General features: G+C 43.1%; 17 protein-coding genes and 2 tRNA genes. 8 read left to right on the forward strand and 11 right to left on the reverse strand.

Annotation, left to right across the window (positions count from 1 at the left end):
• Nucleotides 1-52: 52 nt before the first annotated feature.
• The 3 genes from JMV76_RS12150 to rsmH form a co-directional block, all read right to left on the reverse strand.
• Nucleotides 53-2161 carry a peptidoglycan D,D-transpeptidase FtsI family protein gene (locus JMV76_RS12150; protein WP_201502866.1) on the reverse strand — a complete coding sequence of 703 codons (2109 nt, stop codon included), beginning with the start codon at nucleotides 2159-2161 and terminating at the stop codon, nucleotides 53-55.
• Nucleotides 2158-2655 (reverse strand): cell division protein FtsL, encoded by a 498-nt coding sequence (gene ftsL, locus JMV76_RS12155; RefSeq protein WP_201502867.1) that lies wholly within the window; start codon nucleotides 2653-2655, stop codon nucleotides 2158-2160. Before ftsL ends, JMV76_RS12150 begins: the two co-directional genes overlap by 4 nt.
• 245 nt (nucleotides 2656-2900) lie before the next feature.
• A complete protein-coding gene (gene rsmH, locus JMV76_RS12160; RefSeq protein WP_227690365.1) occupies nucleotides 2901-4100 on the reverse strand; it encodes a 16S rRNA (cytosine(1402)-N(4))-methyltransferase RsmH in 1200 nt (399 codons plus the stop codon).
• A 319-nt stretch (nucleotides 4101-4419) separates the two neighbouring features.
• Between rsmH and gltX the strand changes: the two genes are divergently transcribed.
• The 4 genes from gltX (at nucleotide 4420) to JMV76_RS12180 (ending at nucleotide 6892) form a co-directional block, all read left to right on the forward strand.
• Entirely contained in the window at nucleotides 4420-5949 is a 1530-nt protein-coding gene (gene gltX / locus JMV76_RS12165) for a glutamate--tRNA ligase (RefSeq protein WP_201502868.1), read from the forward strand.
• A 144-nt stretch (nucleotides 5950-6093) separates the two neighbouring features.
• On the forward strand, nucleotides 6094-6471 hold the full coding sequence (locus JMV76_RS12170; RefSeq protein WP_201502869.1) for a hypothetical protein: 378 nt from the start codon (nucleotides 6094-6096) through the stop codon (nucleotides 6469-6471).
• A gap of 122 nt (nucleotides 6472-6593) precedes the next feature.
• Nucleotides 6594-6669: transfer RNA gene (locus JMV76_RS12175), tRNA-Ala, on the forward strand.
• A 147-nt stretch (nucleotides 6670-6816) separates the two neighbouring features.
• A tRNA-Glu gene (locus JMV76_RS12180) sits at nucleotides 6817-6892 on the forward strand.
• Between the two features lie 160 nt (nucleotides 6893-7052).
• Here JMV76_RS12180 and JMV76_RS12185 read toward each other — a convergent pair.
• Entirely contained in the window at nucleotides 7053-7352 is a 300-nt protein-coding gene (locus JMV76_RS12185) for a hypothetical protein (RefSeq protein WP_201502870.1), read from the reverse strand.
• A 284-nt stretch (nucleotides 7353-7636) separates the two neighbouring features.
• Between JMV76_RS12185 and JMV76_RS12190 the strand changes: the two genes are divergently transcribed.
• The gene (locus JMV76_RS12190) at nucleotides 7637-8290 is read left to right on the forward strand and encodes a LysE family translocator (protein ID WP_193007543.1); all 654 of its coding nucleotides are present in this window, start codon (nucleotides 7637-7639) and stop codon (nucleotides 8288-8290) included.
• 32 nt (nucleotides 8291-8322) lie between these two features.
• Nucleotides 8323-8769, forward strand: coding sequence for a hypothetical protein (locus tag JMV76_RS12195; protein ID WP_201502871.1), 447 nt, complete (start codon nucleotides 8323-8325; stop codon nucleotides 8767-8769).
• On the opposite strand, the gene JMV76_RS12200 is transcribed toward JMV76_RS12195, so the two are convergent.
• From JMV76_RS12200 to acnA, 3 genes are all read right to left on the reverse strand, one after another.
• Nucleotides 8764-9147, reverse strand: coding sequence for a transposase family protein (locus JMV76_RS12200; RefSeq protein WP_244656536.1), 384 nt, complete (start codon nucleotides 9145-9147; stop codon nucleotides 8764-8766). The genes JMV76_RS12195 and JMV76_RS12200 overlap by 6 nt on opposite strands.
• An 8-nt stretch (nucleotides 9148-9155) precedes the next feature.
• The gene (locus JMV76_RS12205; RefSeq protein ID WP_193007402.1) at nucleotides 9156-9596 is read right to left on the reverse strand and encodes a transposase family protein; all 441 of its coding nucleotides are present in this window, start codon (nucleotides 9594-9596) and stop codon (nucleotides 9156-9158) included.
• Nucleotides 9597-9811: 215 nt separating this feature from the next.
• A complete protein-coding gene (acnA, locus tag JMV76_RS12210; protein WP_201502872.1) occupies nucleotides 9812-12610 on the reverse strand; it encodes an aconitate hydratase AcnA in 2799 nt (932 codons plus the stop codon).
• A 460-nt stretch (nucleotides 12611-13070) separates the two neighbouring features.
• On the opposite strand from acnA, the gene JMV76_RS12215 reads away from it, so the two are divergent.
• Both JMV76_RS12215 and JMV76_RS12220 read left to right on the forward strand, forming a co-directional pair.
• Entirely contained in the window at nucleotides 13071-13787 is a 717-nt protein-coding gene (locus JMV76_RS12215; RefSeq protein WP_201502873.1) for a metal-dependent hydrolase, read from the forward strand.
• 45 nt (nucleotides 13788-13832) lie between these two features.
• Nucleotides 13833-14423: a YchJ family protein gene (locus JMV76_RS12220; RefSeq protein ID WP_201502874.1), complete on the forward strand. Its 591-nt coding sequence runs from the start codon at nucleotides 13833-13835 to the stop codon at nucleotides 14421-14423.
• Here JMV76_RS12220 and JMV76_RS12225 read toward each other — a convergent pair whose 3' ends face one another.
• From JMV76_RS12225 to JMV76_RS12240, 4 genes are all read right to left on the reverse strand, one after another.
• The gene (locus tag JMV76_RS12225) at nucleotides 14424-14885 is read right to left on the reverse strand and encodes a type II toxin-antitoxin system VapC family toxin (protein WP_201502875.1); all 462 of its coding nucleotides are present in this window, start codon (nucleotides 14883-14885) and stop codon (nucleotides 14424-14426) included.
• 2 nt (nucleotides 14886-14887) lie between these two features.
• Nucleotides 14888-16030 carry an AAA family ATPase gene (locus tag JMV76_RS12230; protein WP_201502876.1) on the reverse strand — a complete coding sequence of 381 codons (1143 nt, stop codon included), beginning with the start codon at nucleotides 16028-16030 and terminating at the stop codon, nucleotides 14888-14890.
• Between the two features lie 73 nt (nucleotides 16031-16103).
• A complete protein-coding gene (locus JMV76_RS12235; RefSeq protein ID WP_201502877.1) occupies nucleotides 16104-17012 on the reverse strand; it encodes a class II glutamine amidotransferase in 909 nt (302 codons plus the stop codon).
• Nucleotides 17013-17324 carry a DUF2007 domain-containing protein gene (locus JMV76_RS12240; protein WP_045452353.1) on the reverse strand — a complete coding sequence of 104 codons (312 nt, stop codon included), beginning with the start codon at nucleotides 17322-17324 and terminating at the stop codon, nucleotides 17013-17015. It abuts the gene before it with no gap.
• Between the last annotated feature and the right edge of the window lie 10 nt (nucleotides 17325-17334).

Below are 17334 nucleotides of genomic sequence, written 5' to 3' on the forward strand. Positions count from 1 at the left end.
AAAACACATCAAATAGTTAAAAACTGAACATTAAAAAAACTTACGTTTAAGCCTATAAATCTTCCGTTTTTAACGGCTTATCTAAGGGTACATTGTATAAACGCAGCGCCTCTTTCATGACATTATGAAAGACTGGCGCGACTGTTAAACCAGCATAAATCTGACCACGCGGGTCTTCGATGAGCATCACGCCGACCAGCCTAGGGTTGGATGCTGGCGCCATACCCGCAAAAACGTTGCGGTATTGGTCAGTATAGTAGCCACCTTTTGGATTGATACGGCGCGACGTCCCTGTTTTACCAGCGACGCGATAACCGTCAATAGCAGCACCTTTAGCCGTACCACCCGGTTCGGTGACACTTTCCATCATTTGTACGATAGACATCGCTTGCTCGTGTGCCATGATACGCTTGCTTGGCTGCGGCTTGTCATCTTTAATAAGGGTCAATGGGTGCATCACACCGCCTGCCGCCAGCGCCGAATAAGCCTGCGCGACCTGAGCCAATGTTACCTGTAGACCATAACCATAACTAACCGTTGCACGTCTTGATGTTTCTTTTTCTTTTGGTGTGACAACCAGCCCACTGCCTTCCCCTGGGAACTGTAGCGGTGTCTTTGAACCAAAACCAAATTGCTTTTGCATATTGGTAATGCCATCAGCTGGTAAAGACAAAGCAATCTTAGTCGAGGCGACGTTACTAGATTTCTGTAATAGCGTTGCCATCGTGATCCGCCCTAAATTATTATGGTCACGAATGGTATAACCACGGACACGAATAGAGCCAGGATTGGTATCGATTAAGGTAGTGGCGGTATATTTTCCTGAGTCTAAAGCCGCTGCAACGGTGAATGGCTTCATGACTGAACCGGGTTCAAAGACATCGAGCAGCGCACGGTTACGTTGGTTTTCACCAGTCATCTCATTCAGGTTATTAGAATTAAAAGATGGCCATGTTGACAAGGCAAGCACTTCACCCGTTTGCACATCAACAATCATGCCTGTTGACCAGCGCGCTTTTTGCAAACGCCCTGCTTTCTCTAGTTCTTTATAAAGCAAATACTGCAAGCGCGAATCAATGGTCAACGCCACATCTTTACCTGGTATTTCTGGTTCAATCTGTTTAATTTCTTTTAAACTGTTTTGTTTGGCGTCTTTTAGCACCAACACTTTGCCATCATCACCTGCCAGCTCAGTCTCATATTGGCGTTCGATACCAGCACGACCTTCGTAACCACCTTCAGGATCGCTGACATTTTGACCCATAAAACCCAATAGCTGCGAGTTTGGTTGTGGCTGCGGGTAATAACGTTGGAAAAAGTTTTTTTCATAGACGCCAGGAAAATCAAGGGTGCTGACACTTTGGGCAATCTCAGGCGTTACTTTATTCAGTAGCGGCAAATAGTGCGAGCCTGCACCCGATGGCAGCGCTGCTTTAACTGCTGCTTCATCGGTTACATCAATACTGTCATCGATAGCAGTAACTTTTTTCAGCTCAGTGACCGAAATATTCGCAGCAGCTGCAAGCGTGGTCAGATCCATATTATCCAAACGCTTTTGCATACGCGCAACCAGCTGTGGACTCTCAGGATTGGTGATAATAATACGCTTAAGCTCGTAATATTCGCGCGCGTAATCATGCGGACTAAAGGAGACCGTCGCCAGTGGTGCACTGACTGCAAGTGGCAAATTATTGCGATCGGTAATCATACCGCGATAGGATTTTTGCGTGCGTACGCTAGTGATGAGCTCATCACCTTTGTCTTGATAAAACTGGGCATTGGCAACTTGTAAATAATAAGCACGGGCTATCAGCAAACCCAAGACAACCAATGCAATGACCCAAATAGTACGGAAACGGTTTTTGTCTTGCTCAAAACCGCCGCGAGAGGAAGCGCCAGATGCTTTACCCAAAAATCCTCTTTTATTTTTCAGGTTTTTGACACTGGTATAAGCACCTTGCTCTTCACTCTTTTTCAATCGATCAAACAATTTAGCCTTACGGTTGCCAGAGGATTTTTTTGCAGCCGTACTGCCTGTTTGTCCCGATTTGGCTGCACTGGCAGGACGTAAGGGCTTAGTCACCTTACCGCTAGTTGGCTTTTTATTCGCATTTTTTGAGGTCGTTTTACCGCTATTGGCATTAGGTTTTTTATCACTCATTGTCCTGCCTCCGCTACCGTGGCATCGGTGATAAGAGCGTCAGGCGATATATCCGTAGCAGCTCGTGGTTCGATAACGTCAGACTTATTCTCATCTGAGTCAGTATCGACGACTGGCACCTGTGCTGTGGCAACACCCGGTTGGATAATGAGCTTATCTTTTAGCGTCGGTGAAAACATACCCAGTTCAGCCACCGCACGGCTAGCGATTTGCGGCGTCGCACTAAAAGTCTGCTGTTCAATGAGCAAACGCTGATGTTCGACTTGCAGATTACGCTCTTGTTTTTTCATGTCTTGCAAGGTTTTATAATCCTGATGATATTGCTGAACGCCTTCGGCTGTTTTGATACCGCTCCACACAATCGCCACTGCTAACAGCAATAGCACCACTACATAGATACTAACCACATTAAATCGCCGCACAAATAGCTCGCCGATATCGGTGTTATGCGGCATTGCAGCGCGACGGTTTGCGGGTTTGTCAGATATTGCCATGACGCTCTCAAAAAGTGGACTTCAAGTATGAAAATTGGCAACTGTTTTAGAGCGGTAAGACGCTTTGTACAGAACCATCAATAAAGTAAAACCAAACGAAAAAGGAACAGCCGAGCCTAGCAGATAATGTTTACAGATTTTTAACAGCCGCGTAAGTATTCAGACTTTCTATCCTACTTAATTGACGGCAACCAATCACCAGCAACTCAGCCAAACACCCTCTCTATAACATCACGCTACCTGTGTTATTGCTCGACACTGGGTAGATAGTCGGTATCAGTACGAGTCGCCATACGCAACCACGCACTACGCGCGCGTGGGTTTTGACTGGTTTCAGCTTTGCTTGGACCCACGCGTTTAGGCTTGCTAAAGTAGCGTGGACGATTGGGCGGCATCGGCAAATTCTCATCCTCTGGATATTGCCCTTTACTATGACGCTGCAAAAACTGCTTGATACGGCGATCCTCTAACGAGTGAAAACTAATCACTGCCAGCTGCCCGCCTGCCTTCAAAATCGGAATACTTTGTTCTAAAAAGTCGTCAACATCGCCAAGCTCATTGTTAATAAAAATGCGCATCGCCTGAAAACTCTGAGTCGCTGGATGCTTACCGCGCTGCCAATTAGGATGCGCCACTTTAATCGCTTCAGCCACTGCCAAAGTAGAGTCATAACTGTCCATCTGCTTAATAGCACGGGCGATGCGGCGACTATGGCGCTCTTCGCCAAAATCATAAAGCACATTGGCCAAGGTTTCATCATCGACTTTTTCAAGCCACTCAGCGACCGACTGCCCACGGCTGGTATCCATACGCATATCGACCGCCCCGTCGCGCATAAAACTAAAACCACGACTGCCATCATCAATTTGCGGCGATGAAATACCCAAATCTGCCATTAAGCCATCAACTTGCATGATACCCATTGCCGCTAGACTATCCGTCAACGTCGCAAAACTATCGTGCACCACTTTCACGCGACTATCGGTCTTTGCCAATTCACGCGCGACGCTAATCGCCGTTGGATCTTTATCAAAAACAATCAAGGTTGCGTCATCGGCCAACTGACTTAATAGTAGTCGGCTATGACCACCACGCCCAAAGGTTGCATCAACGTAGATGCCACTCATCTGCAAGCTATTTTGGTTGTCACTGCTTTGTTCTGCATCGTCTGTTTGCTTTGGGAGCGCTTTGACACCCAGCACTGCTGCAACGGTTTCTTGTAACAGCACCGCATCATGAACAAAGCTCAATTCATCAGAGTTGGCTTTATCAGTGACAGACTCTTGCGTCGGCTGATTAGTAGAGTCATTCTCTACCACACAATCGTTTTCCACAGCAGACAGCTCAGCCTCTGATGCAGCATTAACAGTGGCTAAAGAAGGATTCATTTTAGAATCTTGCTTAGTATTCGGCGTATTTTTTGGCTTATTATTCAATATGGACACAAACGACTCAGTAGATGACGACCATTTTGGTCAGTAAGAGTGAAAAATCAGATGAAAATAAACAAGTTATGACTTGTCTAACATTATTATCGCAAGGATACACGGGTAGTCAAGCGCTAGACGGGCATTTCGTTAAAAATATTCCATCTCTCTGTTATACTAGCGCTATATTTTACGCTATTTTTTCTACATTGACGGCTATTGTTTGTGCCGTATTTTTTATTCAAACTTGTCATTCATATTTATCATTAGCATTTTTCACTGCTATTTTTTCATTTTTCACTGCCATATTCATTAACTAGCCTATTCTGAGAATTTTATGATGCAATCATCGACTTCAAATAACAGCACACGCCCTGTCCGTACCCGTATTGCGCCATCGCCTACTGGCTTTCCGCATGTCGGCACCGCTTATATTGCCCTATTCAATTTAGCTTTTGCTAAAGCCCACGGCGGCGAATTTATTTTGCGTATCGAAGACACGGATCAAACGCGCTCAACCGAACAATCTGAAAAAATGATTTTGGATGCGCTGCGTTGGGTCGGTCTCGACTGGGCGGAAGGTCCAGATATTGGTGGCCCGCACGCGCCTTATCGTCAGAGTGAGCGTAGTGATATTTATAAAAAGCACGCCGAACAGCTCATAGAAAACGACCATGCGTTTCGCTGCTTTTGTACCAGTGAAGAGCTCGATGCCATGCGTGCTGCGCAAATGGCCAATGGTGAAACGCCACGTTATGACGGTCGCTGTGCCCATTTAGCCCCTGAGAAAACTGCGCAATTGGTCAGTGAGGGCAAACCGCATGTCATTCGTATGCGTGTGCCTACCGAAGGCGTCTGTCAAGTACATGACATGTTACGCGGTACGGTTGAGATTCCTTGGACACAAGTCGACATGCAAGTGCTGCTAAAAACAGACGGCATGCCGACTTATCATTTAGCCAACGTTGTCGATGACCATTTAATGGACATCAGCCATGTGTTGCGTGGTGAAGAGTGGCTGAACTCTGCGCCCAAGCACCAGCTGCTTTATGAGTATTTTGGTTGGGAGATGCCGGTGCTTTGCCATATGCCACTGCTGCGTAACCCAGACAAATCAAAACTGTCTAAGCGTAAAAACCCAACCTCTATCACCTATTATCGTGATGCAGGCGTGCTGCCTGAGGCGCTGCTCAACTACCTCGGTCGTATGGGCTACTCGATGCCTGACGAAGCTGAACAGTTTACCCTAGAAGAAATGATTGGTAGTTTTGATATTCAGCGTGTGTCCCTTGGCGGCCCTATCTTCGATATCGAAAAACTGAACTGGCTCAACGCAGAATGGTTACGTGCATTAACGCCTGAAGAGCTAAAAAATAAAATCCTTGACTGGGCAAATAACAGTGACAAGCTGACGGCTATCGCAGCGGCGATTCAGCCTCGTATTGAGCTGTTGTCTGATGCGGTTAATTGGGGTGGCTTTTATTTCCAAAACTTACCTGCTATCACAGCCGAAAGCTTTACCCATAAATCGCTCACCCCTGAGCAAATTACTGAGATGCTACAACTGGCGCTTTGGCAGTTAGAGACCTTACCGACGTGGACGGAAGAAAATATCTACGCCACCTTAAAAGGTCTTGCGGCTCACCTCGATATCAAGATGCGTGATTTTATGGCACCGTTCTTTATCGCTATCGCTGGTAGCACCTCATCGACGCCCGTCATGAATTCTATGGCGATTATCGGCGCTGATATGACCTTGACTCGCTTGCGCCATGCAGTTGACGTACTTGGCGGTTTGGGTAAAAAGAAACTGAAAAAACTTGAGAAACAAGCGGCAGAATTACCAGATTTTTTGGCAGTAGAATAGTTTGGCAGCTGAGTAATAAATTGGTTGAAAGTTTTTGAAGAAAAAAGGGTCAGGTCAATTCTGACCCTTTTTTTGTCATTAATAGGTACTACTACCCTTCAACTATTAAACATCCTTTATCAAATCTTTTAATTGGAAACAAACATGACCGCCAAAACCGTCACGATAGAAAGCAAAGATTATGTCTTTAACACGCTCAAAGAAGCGCAGAAATATTATGATGCCATCGTAAAAGAGCTTTTTGATGCAAAGCTTACCCTGACAAAGGGTCAAGATTTCGAAGATTTGAAATGGATATATACTACTTACTGTGGTTATACCAATCATAATCTAGATAAACTAAGCCAGTTTGACATCACTGGATTCAAAGGTATCAGAACCGTCAGAGAAAAAGGGGGTCAATATATCCCTACTGAATGCTGTGTAATTATATTCTCTGATGGTAACTCTAATTGTACCGAAGAAGAGTTTTATACGGATAAAGCCATCAAAGAGATCTCTCTTAAGCAAAATCCACGCTGATTTGGGCTTGTTAGGCCCTTAAAATAGGCTAAAACGCTTTTTTTTGCATATTTATGCATTATTTTTAAAATAGTAGTTGACAGGACTGTCGGTCTTGCATAAAATACGCACACTCTTAGCGAGGGGCTATAGCTCAGTTGGTAGAGCACTTGCATGGCATGCAAGGGGTCAACGGTTCGACTCCGTTTAGCTCCACCATACTTATTTATAGCAACGCTCAGTACTACTGAAACGTAACTTTAAGTACTCGCTAGTAGGACGATATCAGCACCTAGGCAATGCTTACTTGTAAGCTATCTGATATTGTGCAGTACCGTTGTAACCATTGGTTATAACACTCTATGCGTCCCCATCGTCTAGAGGCCTAGGACACCGCCCTTTCACGGCGGTAACGGGGGTTCGAATCCCCCTGGGGACGCCACTATTCGGCGTCACTTACTAGCACTTTTGCTTAGCATCAGGTTAGACTAGTAAGCGAACAATAAAAAAGCCCAGTCATCATACGGTGACTGGGCTTTTTTATGTCTGTTGGTTTTGTTATATCCAGTTCATTATGGTTTGGATAAGCTGAAATTAATATATCAACGATCATAACAAGAGACAAACTCTCTAATCGCCCAGCCCCAATGCCTGTATTCGCCCTTATAATAGCCTTCTAAATACACCCATGGACGGTTTTTATTATCATAAGTGGTATCTGTGACATACACCTCGCGATCATTACGCAGCTTATTAATAATCTTGCCATTAGGTTCATCACGAATATTTAATGGAGTACCCGTCGGATCTGTTACTTTGCAAACTCTCTCGGCATGCGCGGCATTTATCCCAACCGTCGTAGCAAAAACAGATAAAGCAATGGTATAAGCCAAACGTTTCATCTCAAATCCTCATTATCAACAAATGTCTTATTAATCTCTGATATCTTATCAGAGTTCACATTGCGGTATCTGCGATTTTATAAGATATTTACGTTTTATTGATTTCGATAAAGACTGAAGCCATAACCTACTTTATGGTTTTTAATATCAGTATTTATTGAATGATTTATTCTATTGCCAACCCTTACAATCCTCGCTACCATCAATCTTATAAGAATTTTATAGAATGTATAAATATTTTATAACATACAAATTTTTAGGCTTAACATAAGGACGTTTTAACCATGTTCGGGATTGAGAACTATCTAGGGTTTATCATGGCAGCTATCTTGTTAAACCTGACCCCAGGCACGGATAGCATGTACATCATTACCCGTAGTATTTCGCAGGGGCAAACGGCAGGGTTTTATTCTGTGTTGGGTATTACTTCAGGCATTTTGGTGCATACGCTACTGGCTTCGCTAGGATTATCCGTGTTGTTGGCTAACTCCCCTACAGCATTTATGCTCGTAAAATATATTGGTGCCAGCTATTTGTGCTATCTAGGCGTCAAAATGCTCATAAGTAAACAACCGCCTTTGATAGCCGCGAGTTTGCAGGATGATGAGAAGCCAAAGCCCGTTCAGCCTTTAGATCACTGGCAAATATATAAGCAAGGTGTGCTCACTAATACCTTTAATCCAAAAGTTGCATTATTCTTTTTGGCGTTCTTCCCTCAGTTTATCGATGCCAGTTATGCTTATAGCATGGTGTCGTTCGTCATTTTAGGACTGACCTTTGCTGTCACTGGCTTTATATGGTGCTTGTGCTTAGCATTATTGGCGTCAAAATTCAGTGAAAACCTGAGAAAAAAACCCTCTATCGAAGCCATTTTAAACAAGATAAGCGGTGTGGTATTTATTGGCTTGGGAATTAGGCTATTGACTGAGAAAGGTTGAAAACATTGGAATAAATAGCAGAGGAAATAATCATGAACGATGATACTAAGCAAAAAATCACTTTATTACTTGAAGAGTTAATTAATACTCCATGCTCAGAGTCAAGGCAAGTAGCAATAAAGCATGAACTAGACAAACTGTCTCCTGACCCATTTTGGAGTGACTATATATTTTGGAGTGAGGAATATGTAAACGAAGACTTAAGTATCAATTATGAGAAATTTTTTGATAAAATTTCTGAGTATCCAAATTCTCATGAGTATAAAACAAAAAGTCGCATTTTAGAGTTGGCACAAAAACTTGTTATTAGAGATTTCTCTGAAATTAGTGAAGTTGATATCGTAAATGAAATCAATGAACTGTCTCCTGATATCAGTTGGACGAATTATCTTTTTGTCGATAAGACCTGCTTAAACAATGACGGCAGCATCGATAAAGAAGCATTCTTAAATACAATAGACCTCTTGCAAAAGTCATAAACCAAGCTCGAAATTAACAACACTGGCGAATAGCTTCATTCTAAGATCATAACGCTGACGACGGTTGCGATACTTATGAGCCACGATTTTGAACAACTTGATTAAGCCTATTTTGTGCTCAACCATAATACGAAACTTAGCCAGATAGTGATTGGCTTGTTTGCAGAGCGCTAACAGCTGACCACCACGTGGCTTTTTAAAGGGGGTGAAGCTTTGTTCATGTAACTTTGCAATGCCCTGATAGCCACTATCGGCTAATAGTTTAGTGTCACAAGGAAGCCAGTCAGGACAAGTATCTTTATACAGCTTAAAATCGTGCACTGACCCTTTGGACGTTTGAATATCTAATATTAAGCCTGTTTTCCAGTGGACGATCACTTGCGCTTTTAAGGTGTGTTGTTTCTTCTTGCCGCTGTAGTACTCTCTTTGGTTTTTTTTGGACGCTCAATTGGGGTTTCAGTGGCATCGACGATGACGACTGTCCAATTAATATCGTCATCGACTCTACTAGGCAGCTTTTTAGGCAGTTCAAACTTGCCTGAATCAATAAGAACATCTTCTACTTTACGAATGATACGACTGGCAGACGACTCATGAATGCCAAAGTCCATACTGATGTGGTACAGCGTTCGATACTCACGCCAATAAGTAAGTGCTAGTAGTATTTGTTCTTCAAGACTAAGCACGCTTGGTCTACCTGATTTAGTCTTTTGTGCTTCACATTGCTGCATAGCATCCAGCATTTCATGGAAGGTCGCTTTATGAATGCCTGTATAGCGTTTAAAGCCTGCATCATTTTTTTTGAGTAGTTTATCTATGTTTGGCATGGTTCCTAGCCAGTTGTGGATGTGTTTCTTATATTAAATCTCTTTGCTACTTTTGCAAGAGGTCTAATATTTAAGGAGAGCTGGAATGAAAACTTTAGATAGATCATTGGAATAGATTTTCAGATACGTGTTTCCCTTTTCCCAGATAATAAAAAAGCCCAATCCCCTAATTTAACTGGGATTGGGCTTTTTATAATTCTAAGCTCAATTGACTATTACGCTGCGTTTTTGCTCTCAGCAGCTAACTGACGTAGCACATAGTGCAACACGCCACCATGACGCACGTACTCACGCTCTTTTGGCGTCTGGAGCATGACATTGACATCAAAGCTCTCAGACGAACCATCGGCACGTGTGGCCGTGACTTTGGCGGTCTTGCTCTCGCCATTATCTAGACCTGTAATGCTAAGCACTTCAGAGCCGTCTAGATTATAAGTTTCTGCGTTTTCACCGTCTTTAAAGGTTAATGGCAAGACACCCATACCGACTAGGTTTGAGCGGTGAATACGTTCGAACGAGCTGGTCAATACTGCTTTTACGCCGAGCAAAATCGTACCCTTCGCGGCCCAGTCACGACTAGAGCCAGAACCATATTCTGCACCGCCAAGTACCACGAGCGGACGCTTATCTTCTTTATACTTCATTGCCGCATCATAGATGGCCATTTCTTCGCCGTCTTGAAGCGTGGCGCTATCGCCGTTGAAGTAATAAGTATAGCCGCCCTCTTTGCCAGCCATCATGGTATTTTTGATACGGATATTGGCGAAAGTACCACGCGTCATGACCGCATCATTACCACGGCGTGAGCCATAGCTATTGAAGTCGGCTTGCATCACACCGCGCTCTTGCAAGTACTTACCTGCTGGCGAATCTGGATCGATATTACCGGCTGGTGAGATATGGTCAGTGGTGATTGAATCACAGAACAACCCTAAGATGCGTGCGCCTTCGATATCAGGGATACCTTCTGGCTCCATGGTCATACCATCAAAGAACGGTGGGTTTTTAATATAAGTAGACGCTTCGCTCCACGGATACAACTGGCTATCGGCTGAGCTAATAGCGTTCCATGCGGCACTACCGTCAAACACTTCACCGTAGTTTTTGCGGAACATATCCGCATCGATATTATTAGCAATCAGCTCATTGATCTCATCTGATGTTGGCCAAATATCTTTTAAGAAGACATCTTTGCCATCTTGATCTTGTCCTAACGGCTGCGTCGTTAAGTCAATATCAACCGTACCTGCCAGCGCATAAGCAACTACGAGTGGTGGTGACGCTAAGTAGCTCGCTTTTACATGTGAGTGAATACGACCTTCAAAGTTACGGTTACCTGATAACACGGCAGCAGCGACTAAGTCTTTTTCTTCGATACCTTTTTCAATCGACTCTAAGAGTGGTCCTGAGTTACCGATACAAGTGGTACAACCATAACCCACTAAATAGAAGCCTGTTTTTTCAAGCTCGTCCATTAACTTAGATTTTTCAAGATAATCGGTAACGACTTTCGAACCGGGAGCTAATGAAGTTTTGACCCAGGGCTTGGCTTTTAGACCTTTTGCAGCGGCTTTTTTCGCCACTAATCCCGCACCAATCATCACCGCAGGGTTTGAGGTATTGGTACATGAGGTAATCGCTGCGATAACAACAGAACCATCACGCAATTTATGGCTCTTATCATCGATATTGACGTCAGAGAAAACATTAGGCTTAGCATAGAGTCTATCCGCTTGCTCTTGCTCGCCGCCTTCTTCATCAAAGCGTACCTTGCCTTCGACTTCTGATTTGCGGTCTTTGGTCATTTTTTCTAAAGTTTCGCCAAATTTTTCGTGCATATCAGATAAATTGATACGCTGCTGTGGCAAGTTCGGACCGGCAAGTGCGGGCTGTACTGATGATAAATCTAGCTCTAATTTACTTGAATAAGTCGCTGCTGGGGTATCGGCATCGTGCCATAAACCTTGCGCCTTAGCATACTTTTCAACCAATTCAATCTGGCTTTCTTCACGACCTGATAGACGCAAATAATCAATCGCCATTTGGTCAATCGGGAAAATACCGCAGGTTGCCCCATATTCTGGTGACATATTGGCAATCGTCGCACGATCCGCTAGTGGCATACTGTGTAAGCCTTCGCCATAAAACTCGACGAATTTACCAACCACACCATGCGCACGCAGCATTTCAACCACGCGCAATACCAAATCTGTCGCCGTAACGCCTTCGGTAAGTTTGCCTTTTAGCTCAAAGCCAACCACTTGTGGAATCAGCATTGATGACGGTTGACCAAGCATTGCCGCTTCCGCTTCAATACCGCCGACACCCCAACCAAGCACGCCAATACCGTTAATCATCGTCGTATGGCTGTCAGTACCAAATACCGTATCAGGATAAGCCGTCAACTCGCTTTTACCATCAACATTGACATCAGCAGCCATTACAACACGAGCTAAGTATTCAAGGTTAACTTGATGCACAATACCCGTCGCTGGTGGTACGACCACAAAGTTTTTAAACGCATTACGACCCCAATGCGGGAATTCATAACGTTCATTGTTACGTTTAAATTCAATTTTTTCATTCAAGTCTAGTGCATCTTCTCGGCCATAAGCATCGACTTGTACAGAGTGGTCAACCACCAATTCACTTGGGATAAATGGGTTAATTTGCTCAGCTTTACCGCCAAGCTCAACCACGGCATCACGCATGGCTGCCAAATCGACAACTGACGGCACACCAGTAAAGTCTTGCAGGACTACACGCGCTGGCATAAAGGCGATCTCTTTTGACGCTTCTGCGCCTGCATCCCAGTTAGCAACGGCTTCGATATGGTTTTTGCCGACAGATTGACCATTATCTTCATTACGTAATAGGTTTTCTAAGACGATTTTCATGCAAAATGGCAATTTGCTGATGTGCTCAAAAGTTTCGGTCAGCTTTGGCAAACTGTAATAGGCATGTTCCTTGCCATCGACCGTAATGGTGTCTTTTACATTAAAAATATCACTCATGGTAGCTTCCTTATCGTTGTTATAAATCCTAAGCCCAAACGGTTATAGGTTAATGCTGAGGATTGGTGGCTAGATAGATGATTGTACGAGTTGCATTCAAAATCGTTATTATTTGACACAGTAGAATATAAAGTTGAGTTAACAAAATAGCTAAGCGACTCTTTAGGACTTAACAATAACGCTCTTTTACCATAACAAAACGGCGGTGCTTTGTTAACGTCTAGACGTTGTCAAATCGTGGCATAATCGTAAACGTAACAAGGGCTTAACGTTCTATTATTAAGTATCAATATATTTTCCAAAGAAATATTAGAATCAAAGGTAGTGGGTAAACCAGTCGCGGCATACGAGCCTTATCTGTTAGATGTTTGGCTGCGCTATGCTATTATGGTGCGCTTTTTTACCGCTAGGCAAACGCCTCGAAACAATCGTTTCGCGCGCTATTTATTGATGAGTTTTTATGGCAAATTTTAACACCCACCTGAATGTTGCATTCATGGTCAGTGGTACACTCAGTTTGACAGTTTATAAAGCGGGATTGATTGATGACTCGGGGTTTTTAGTTTGCGTGGCGCTTGGCACCATCGGTGGGCTGCTGCCTGATTTGGATTCTGATAACTCGACACCGATTAAACTTGGGTTTAATATCACCTCATTTATTTTTGCCTTTGGTTTGGTCATGCATTGGCGCAGTGAGCTGAGTTTGCTTGCCCTGATTGCATTATGGCTAGCAGGCTACGGCTTTATGCGTTATGTGGTTTTCTCTATTTTTACCAACATGACCGTGCATCGCGGCGTCATTCACTCCGTGCCTTATATGGCAATTTTGGGTTTGGGGCTGACTTATTTAAGCTACTACGTTTTGCACCTCCCATTAACGCCAAGCTGGTTTTACGGTTTATTTTTATTCGGTGGCGCGCTAGTGCATTTGACATTGGACGAGCTATATAGTGTTAATTTATCCAATATGAAAATGAAGCGCTCATCAGGTACAGCGATGAAGTTTTATCAGCCTAAAGATAAGTGGTGGTATTTATTGCTATATACACTGCTCGCCATGTTGGTCTATTTTGCCCCACCATTTGATGCGTTTTGGCAGCAGCTGCGTGACCCAGCACCATGGGCACAGCTAAAAGTTGGCATATTGCCAGAACTAATAAAAAGTATGCTGCGATAAAGATACGGTAAAGCAGTAAAACCCAAGCAAAAATGAGAATAAAACATGCAACCTAATCTACACGTTTGCCCTTGCCAAATTCATCCATCATCAAGCGCTATCAGCTCACTACTACTGTATAAAGATTGCTGTCAGCCTTATCATGAGGCTGTTTATAATGATGCTTTTTATAATGGTGAGGTTGGCAAAGCAGAGGGTATAAAAGCGGAGACAGCCGAACGTCTCATGCGCACGCGCTATAGTGCCTTTGTGTTGATTAAGCCAGAATATATCGTCAAGACCACTCTACCTGCACAGCAAAACTTGTTGGATATCAAGGCGATTGAATCGTGGGCAAAAGAGATGAATTGGGCAGGACTAGAAATCGTAGCGCACACGCCAAAGCTAGGCAAACGCCATGCGCAAGTTGAGTTTAAGGCTTATTTCAAGCCAACTAATAATGCAAGTAATTTAGAAGAGAAAGTGCAGGCGCATCATGAATTGTCTGCCTTTGTGAAGGTGACAGACAAAATCAATAATGATGCACACTGGTATTTTTTGGATCCGACTGTTTCAATGTCTGTGACGCAAAAGCAGCCGTGTATTTGCGGTTCAGGTGAAAGGCTTAAGCGTTGTTGTGGGGTTTATTTGGGTTAGTTATAGCGCTTGATAACGCTCGTATAAACCTTCCATTTGATCTATGTGCTTATCATTAGATAGTAGCTCAATACCGTTGATTTTGGCGGTAGCAAAGTGAAAGACATCAAATTTTCGCTTTTCTAGGTTCTTTGGTATACCTTTACTGTCCGCTTCATATTTGTCTAAACGGTATAGATTAGTCGCCAAATCCGTCACATCTTTGCTGATATCTAGCCAAGTAAACTCTTCAACAGCTGCTCTAAATTTATTAAAATCTTCACTCTCATTCTGACCAAATTTTCTTAAAAACTCATATCTTAGTAACGGTGTAATGACTAATTCGACATTATCATCATTGATGAGTGCCAACAGATCCGTTAACCGTTCAATAAGATTGGTATCGTTTTCATCGATATTTTTATCTTCTAACAGGTAAGTCAAAAAATTTGAGTCCAGTAACTTCGCAATTTCTGTGTCCATTATTATTGCGTTCCCTCTTTAATCTCATTAATTCGCTTTTCTAGCAGTTCAGATAACATTTTTTTTGCATTTTTTTGCTGTGGCGCATTATCACGTGCCAGCTTAAGACGATTGATATCAATATCAAAGGCATCTTTTAGTAGGTCTATAAAGGCTGCATTATTGGGATGTTCTATCAGCTCAGTTTTTACGATTCCATCTTCTTTATCACGGTATAACTCATAAGCTTCGCCATGTTGTAATTGGCTCAAAACAATAGCGGAGTGAGTAGTGATATAAAACGTCGTATTTGGGAACAAGCGCTTTAAAGTAGGAATAATAGTCGCTTGCCACTTAGTATGTAGGTGGCTTTCGATTTCATCGATAAATACCACACCTTTGACATGAGCAATATTAGTTTCATTGGTAAAATAGCTATAGCCTGCGATGATAGATTGCATGATTTTTAGAATTGAAGCAAAGCCGCTAGAAAGCTTAGATAGTTCGGTTTTCTTGTCAGATACTTTGATAAATACGCGATTACTTCCTGAGATTTCAAGAAACTTACTATCAATTCGTTCGTCTACTTGGTTAAGTAAATTTAACAGTGTGATGATTTCAACTTCGCGATTATCTTCGGCGGCTTGATAAGGATTGGCAGATTGTGCACGTTGTACGACCCACTCTTTTATATCGTTACTAAATATTTCTCCACGCTTGTTATCTGTATAAAACCACTCTGCCACTTTCAAAAAATAATCACTCTTTCTTTTACTTAAGTTCCCGATACTATTATCAATATCTCTTCCCTCTTCTATTGAGCCTCTATTATTGATGGAGCTTATAACAAAAGGTATCTTAGAATCAGAGGCTTTTCTAAAATCTTTAAAAGTAAGGACATTATCACCTGTCATAAATTCGACTATTAAATTTTCAGTAGTAAACGATTTAAATTTTCTAATCTCTTCGTGAGTATCTAAGTCACTTACTATTTTATTTATTCTTTTATTAGAAGCAGCGTAAGCAGTAAACAAAGCCTCTAAACACTTTGTCTTGCCGATACCGTTTTCACCAATCAGGCAGTAGACTCTTTGGTCAGGTTGAAAGCTGAGATGTACATCGCCTACGCCCACAAGCTGTTTGATTTGAACGTCATTGCCTAACATGGATTCACCTAATTTTTATTAAACTATTAATTTCATAGCGGAACAACCAATTTAAAAATACAAGTCAACCAGCCTAAACACTCGCCCCAACCGCCCGTGCCACCGCAATGCCTTCATCAATCGTCAAAAACTTCCGCTGGCTTGGACTATCTTTATAAATGACGTCGCCATCTTGGAATATCAGACATTCATTGACGGCTAACTGTTGCCATTTTTCATTTTCAGTCAATGGCACGGTCACTAGTATCGTCACTTTATCGGTATCTGTCGTCACATCACCAAAGTTAATCGCCAAATCATCATCTGCCAATTTCGCCTCGCCAAACGGCGCTTGACGCGTGAGATAAAACAATAAACTCCCCGCATAAGCCAATTGCCAGCTACCATTTGATATCAAGCAATTAAACAACCCATTGGCGGATAAATAACGACATTGAGTGGTCAAAAAGTTAAACAGCGTTTTGTCATCCGGACGGGTTTTAAAGCTACTTTTTAGGCGATTAACAAGGTAGCAAAACGCCATTTCAGAATCAGTTGTGCCGACTGGCTGGCAATGTGAGGCGTTGCCGTTGTCTTGCAAGCGCTGACAGCGTTTGATAAATTCGCTATTCATCTGCCCGTTATGGGCAAAAACCCACTGCTCGCCCCACACTTCACGGACAAAGGGATGCGTGTTCGCCAAGCAATTTTGCCCTTGGGTCGCTTTACGAATATGAGCGATAACATTCATGGCTTTGATTGGATAGTTATTAACCAAATCAGCCACGGGCGATAAATGGCTTGGGCGATTGTCATGGAATAAGCGTAGACCAGTTGAAGCATTCTCTGGTTTGTCACTATTAGTGCATTCGCTACGCTCAAAAAATGCAATGCCAAAGCCGTCTTCATGGCTATCGGTCATGCCACCGCGGCGACGAAACCCTGCAAAGCTAAAACCAATATCGGTTGGGGTATTACAGTTCATTCCTAGGAGTTGACACATTTATACTTCACCGCCGTTCTTGTCGTCTTGTGCAGAATTTAAAGTAGGGTTAATTTTGGCGGCTGACGTTTCATCAAACACCTCATAAGGCGTTGCCCCATCGGTGTCAATATTTGCCAAAATGCGCTGTGCATGCGCCAAATCAGTATCCTGCACCCACAGCACAATCCCAGAATTCATACCCGGCATTGCGCTCAGCGGTTGCAGAGACACCGTAATACCATTGTTACGCAGCAGATTGGCATGCAGATCACCTTGAATATTGGTGTCGTAGCGTGCCAGTTTGTGCCAGTTATCAACTTGATCGGTCATGATAAATTCC

Origin of the sequence: Psychrobacter cibarius (genome assembly GCF_904845955.1) — a bacterium.
In the GTDB taxonomy this organism is placed as follows: domain Bacteria; phylum Pseudomonadota; class Gammaproteobacteria; order Pseudomonadales; family Moraxellaceae; genus Psychrobacter; species Psychrobacter cibarius_B.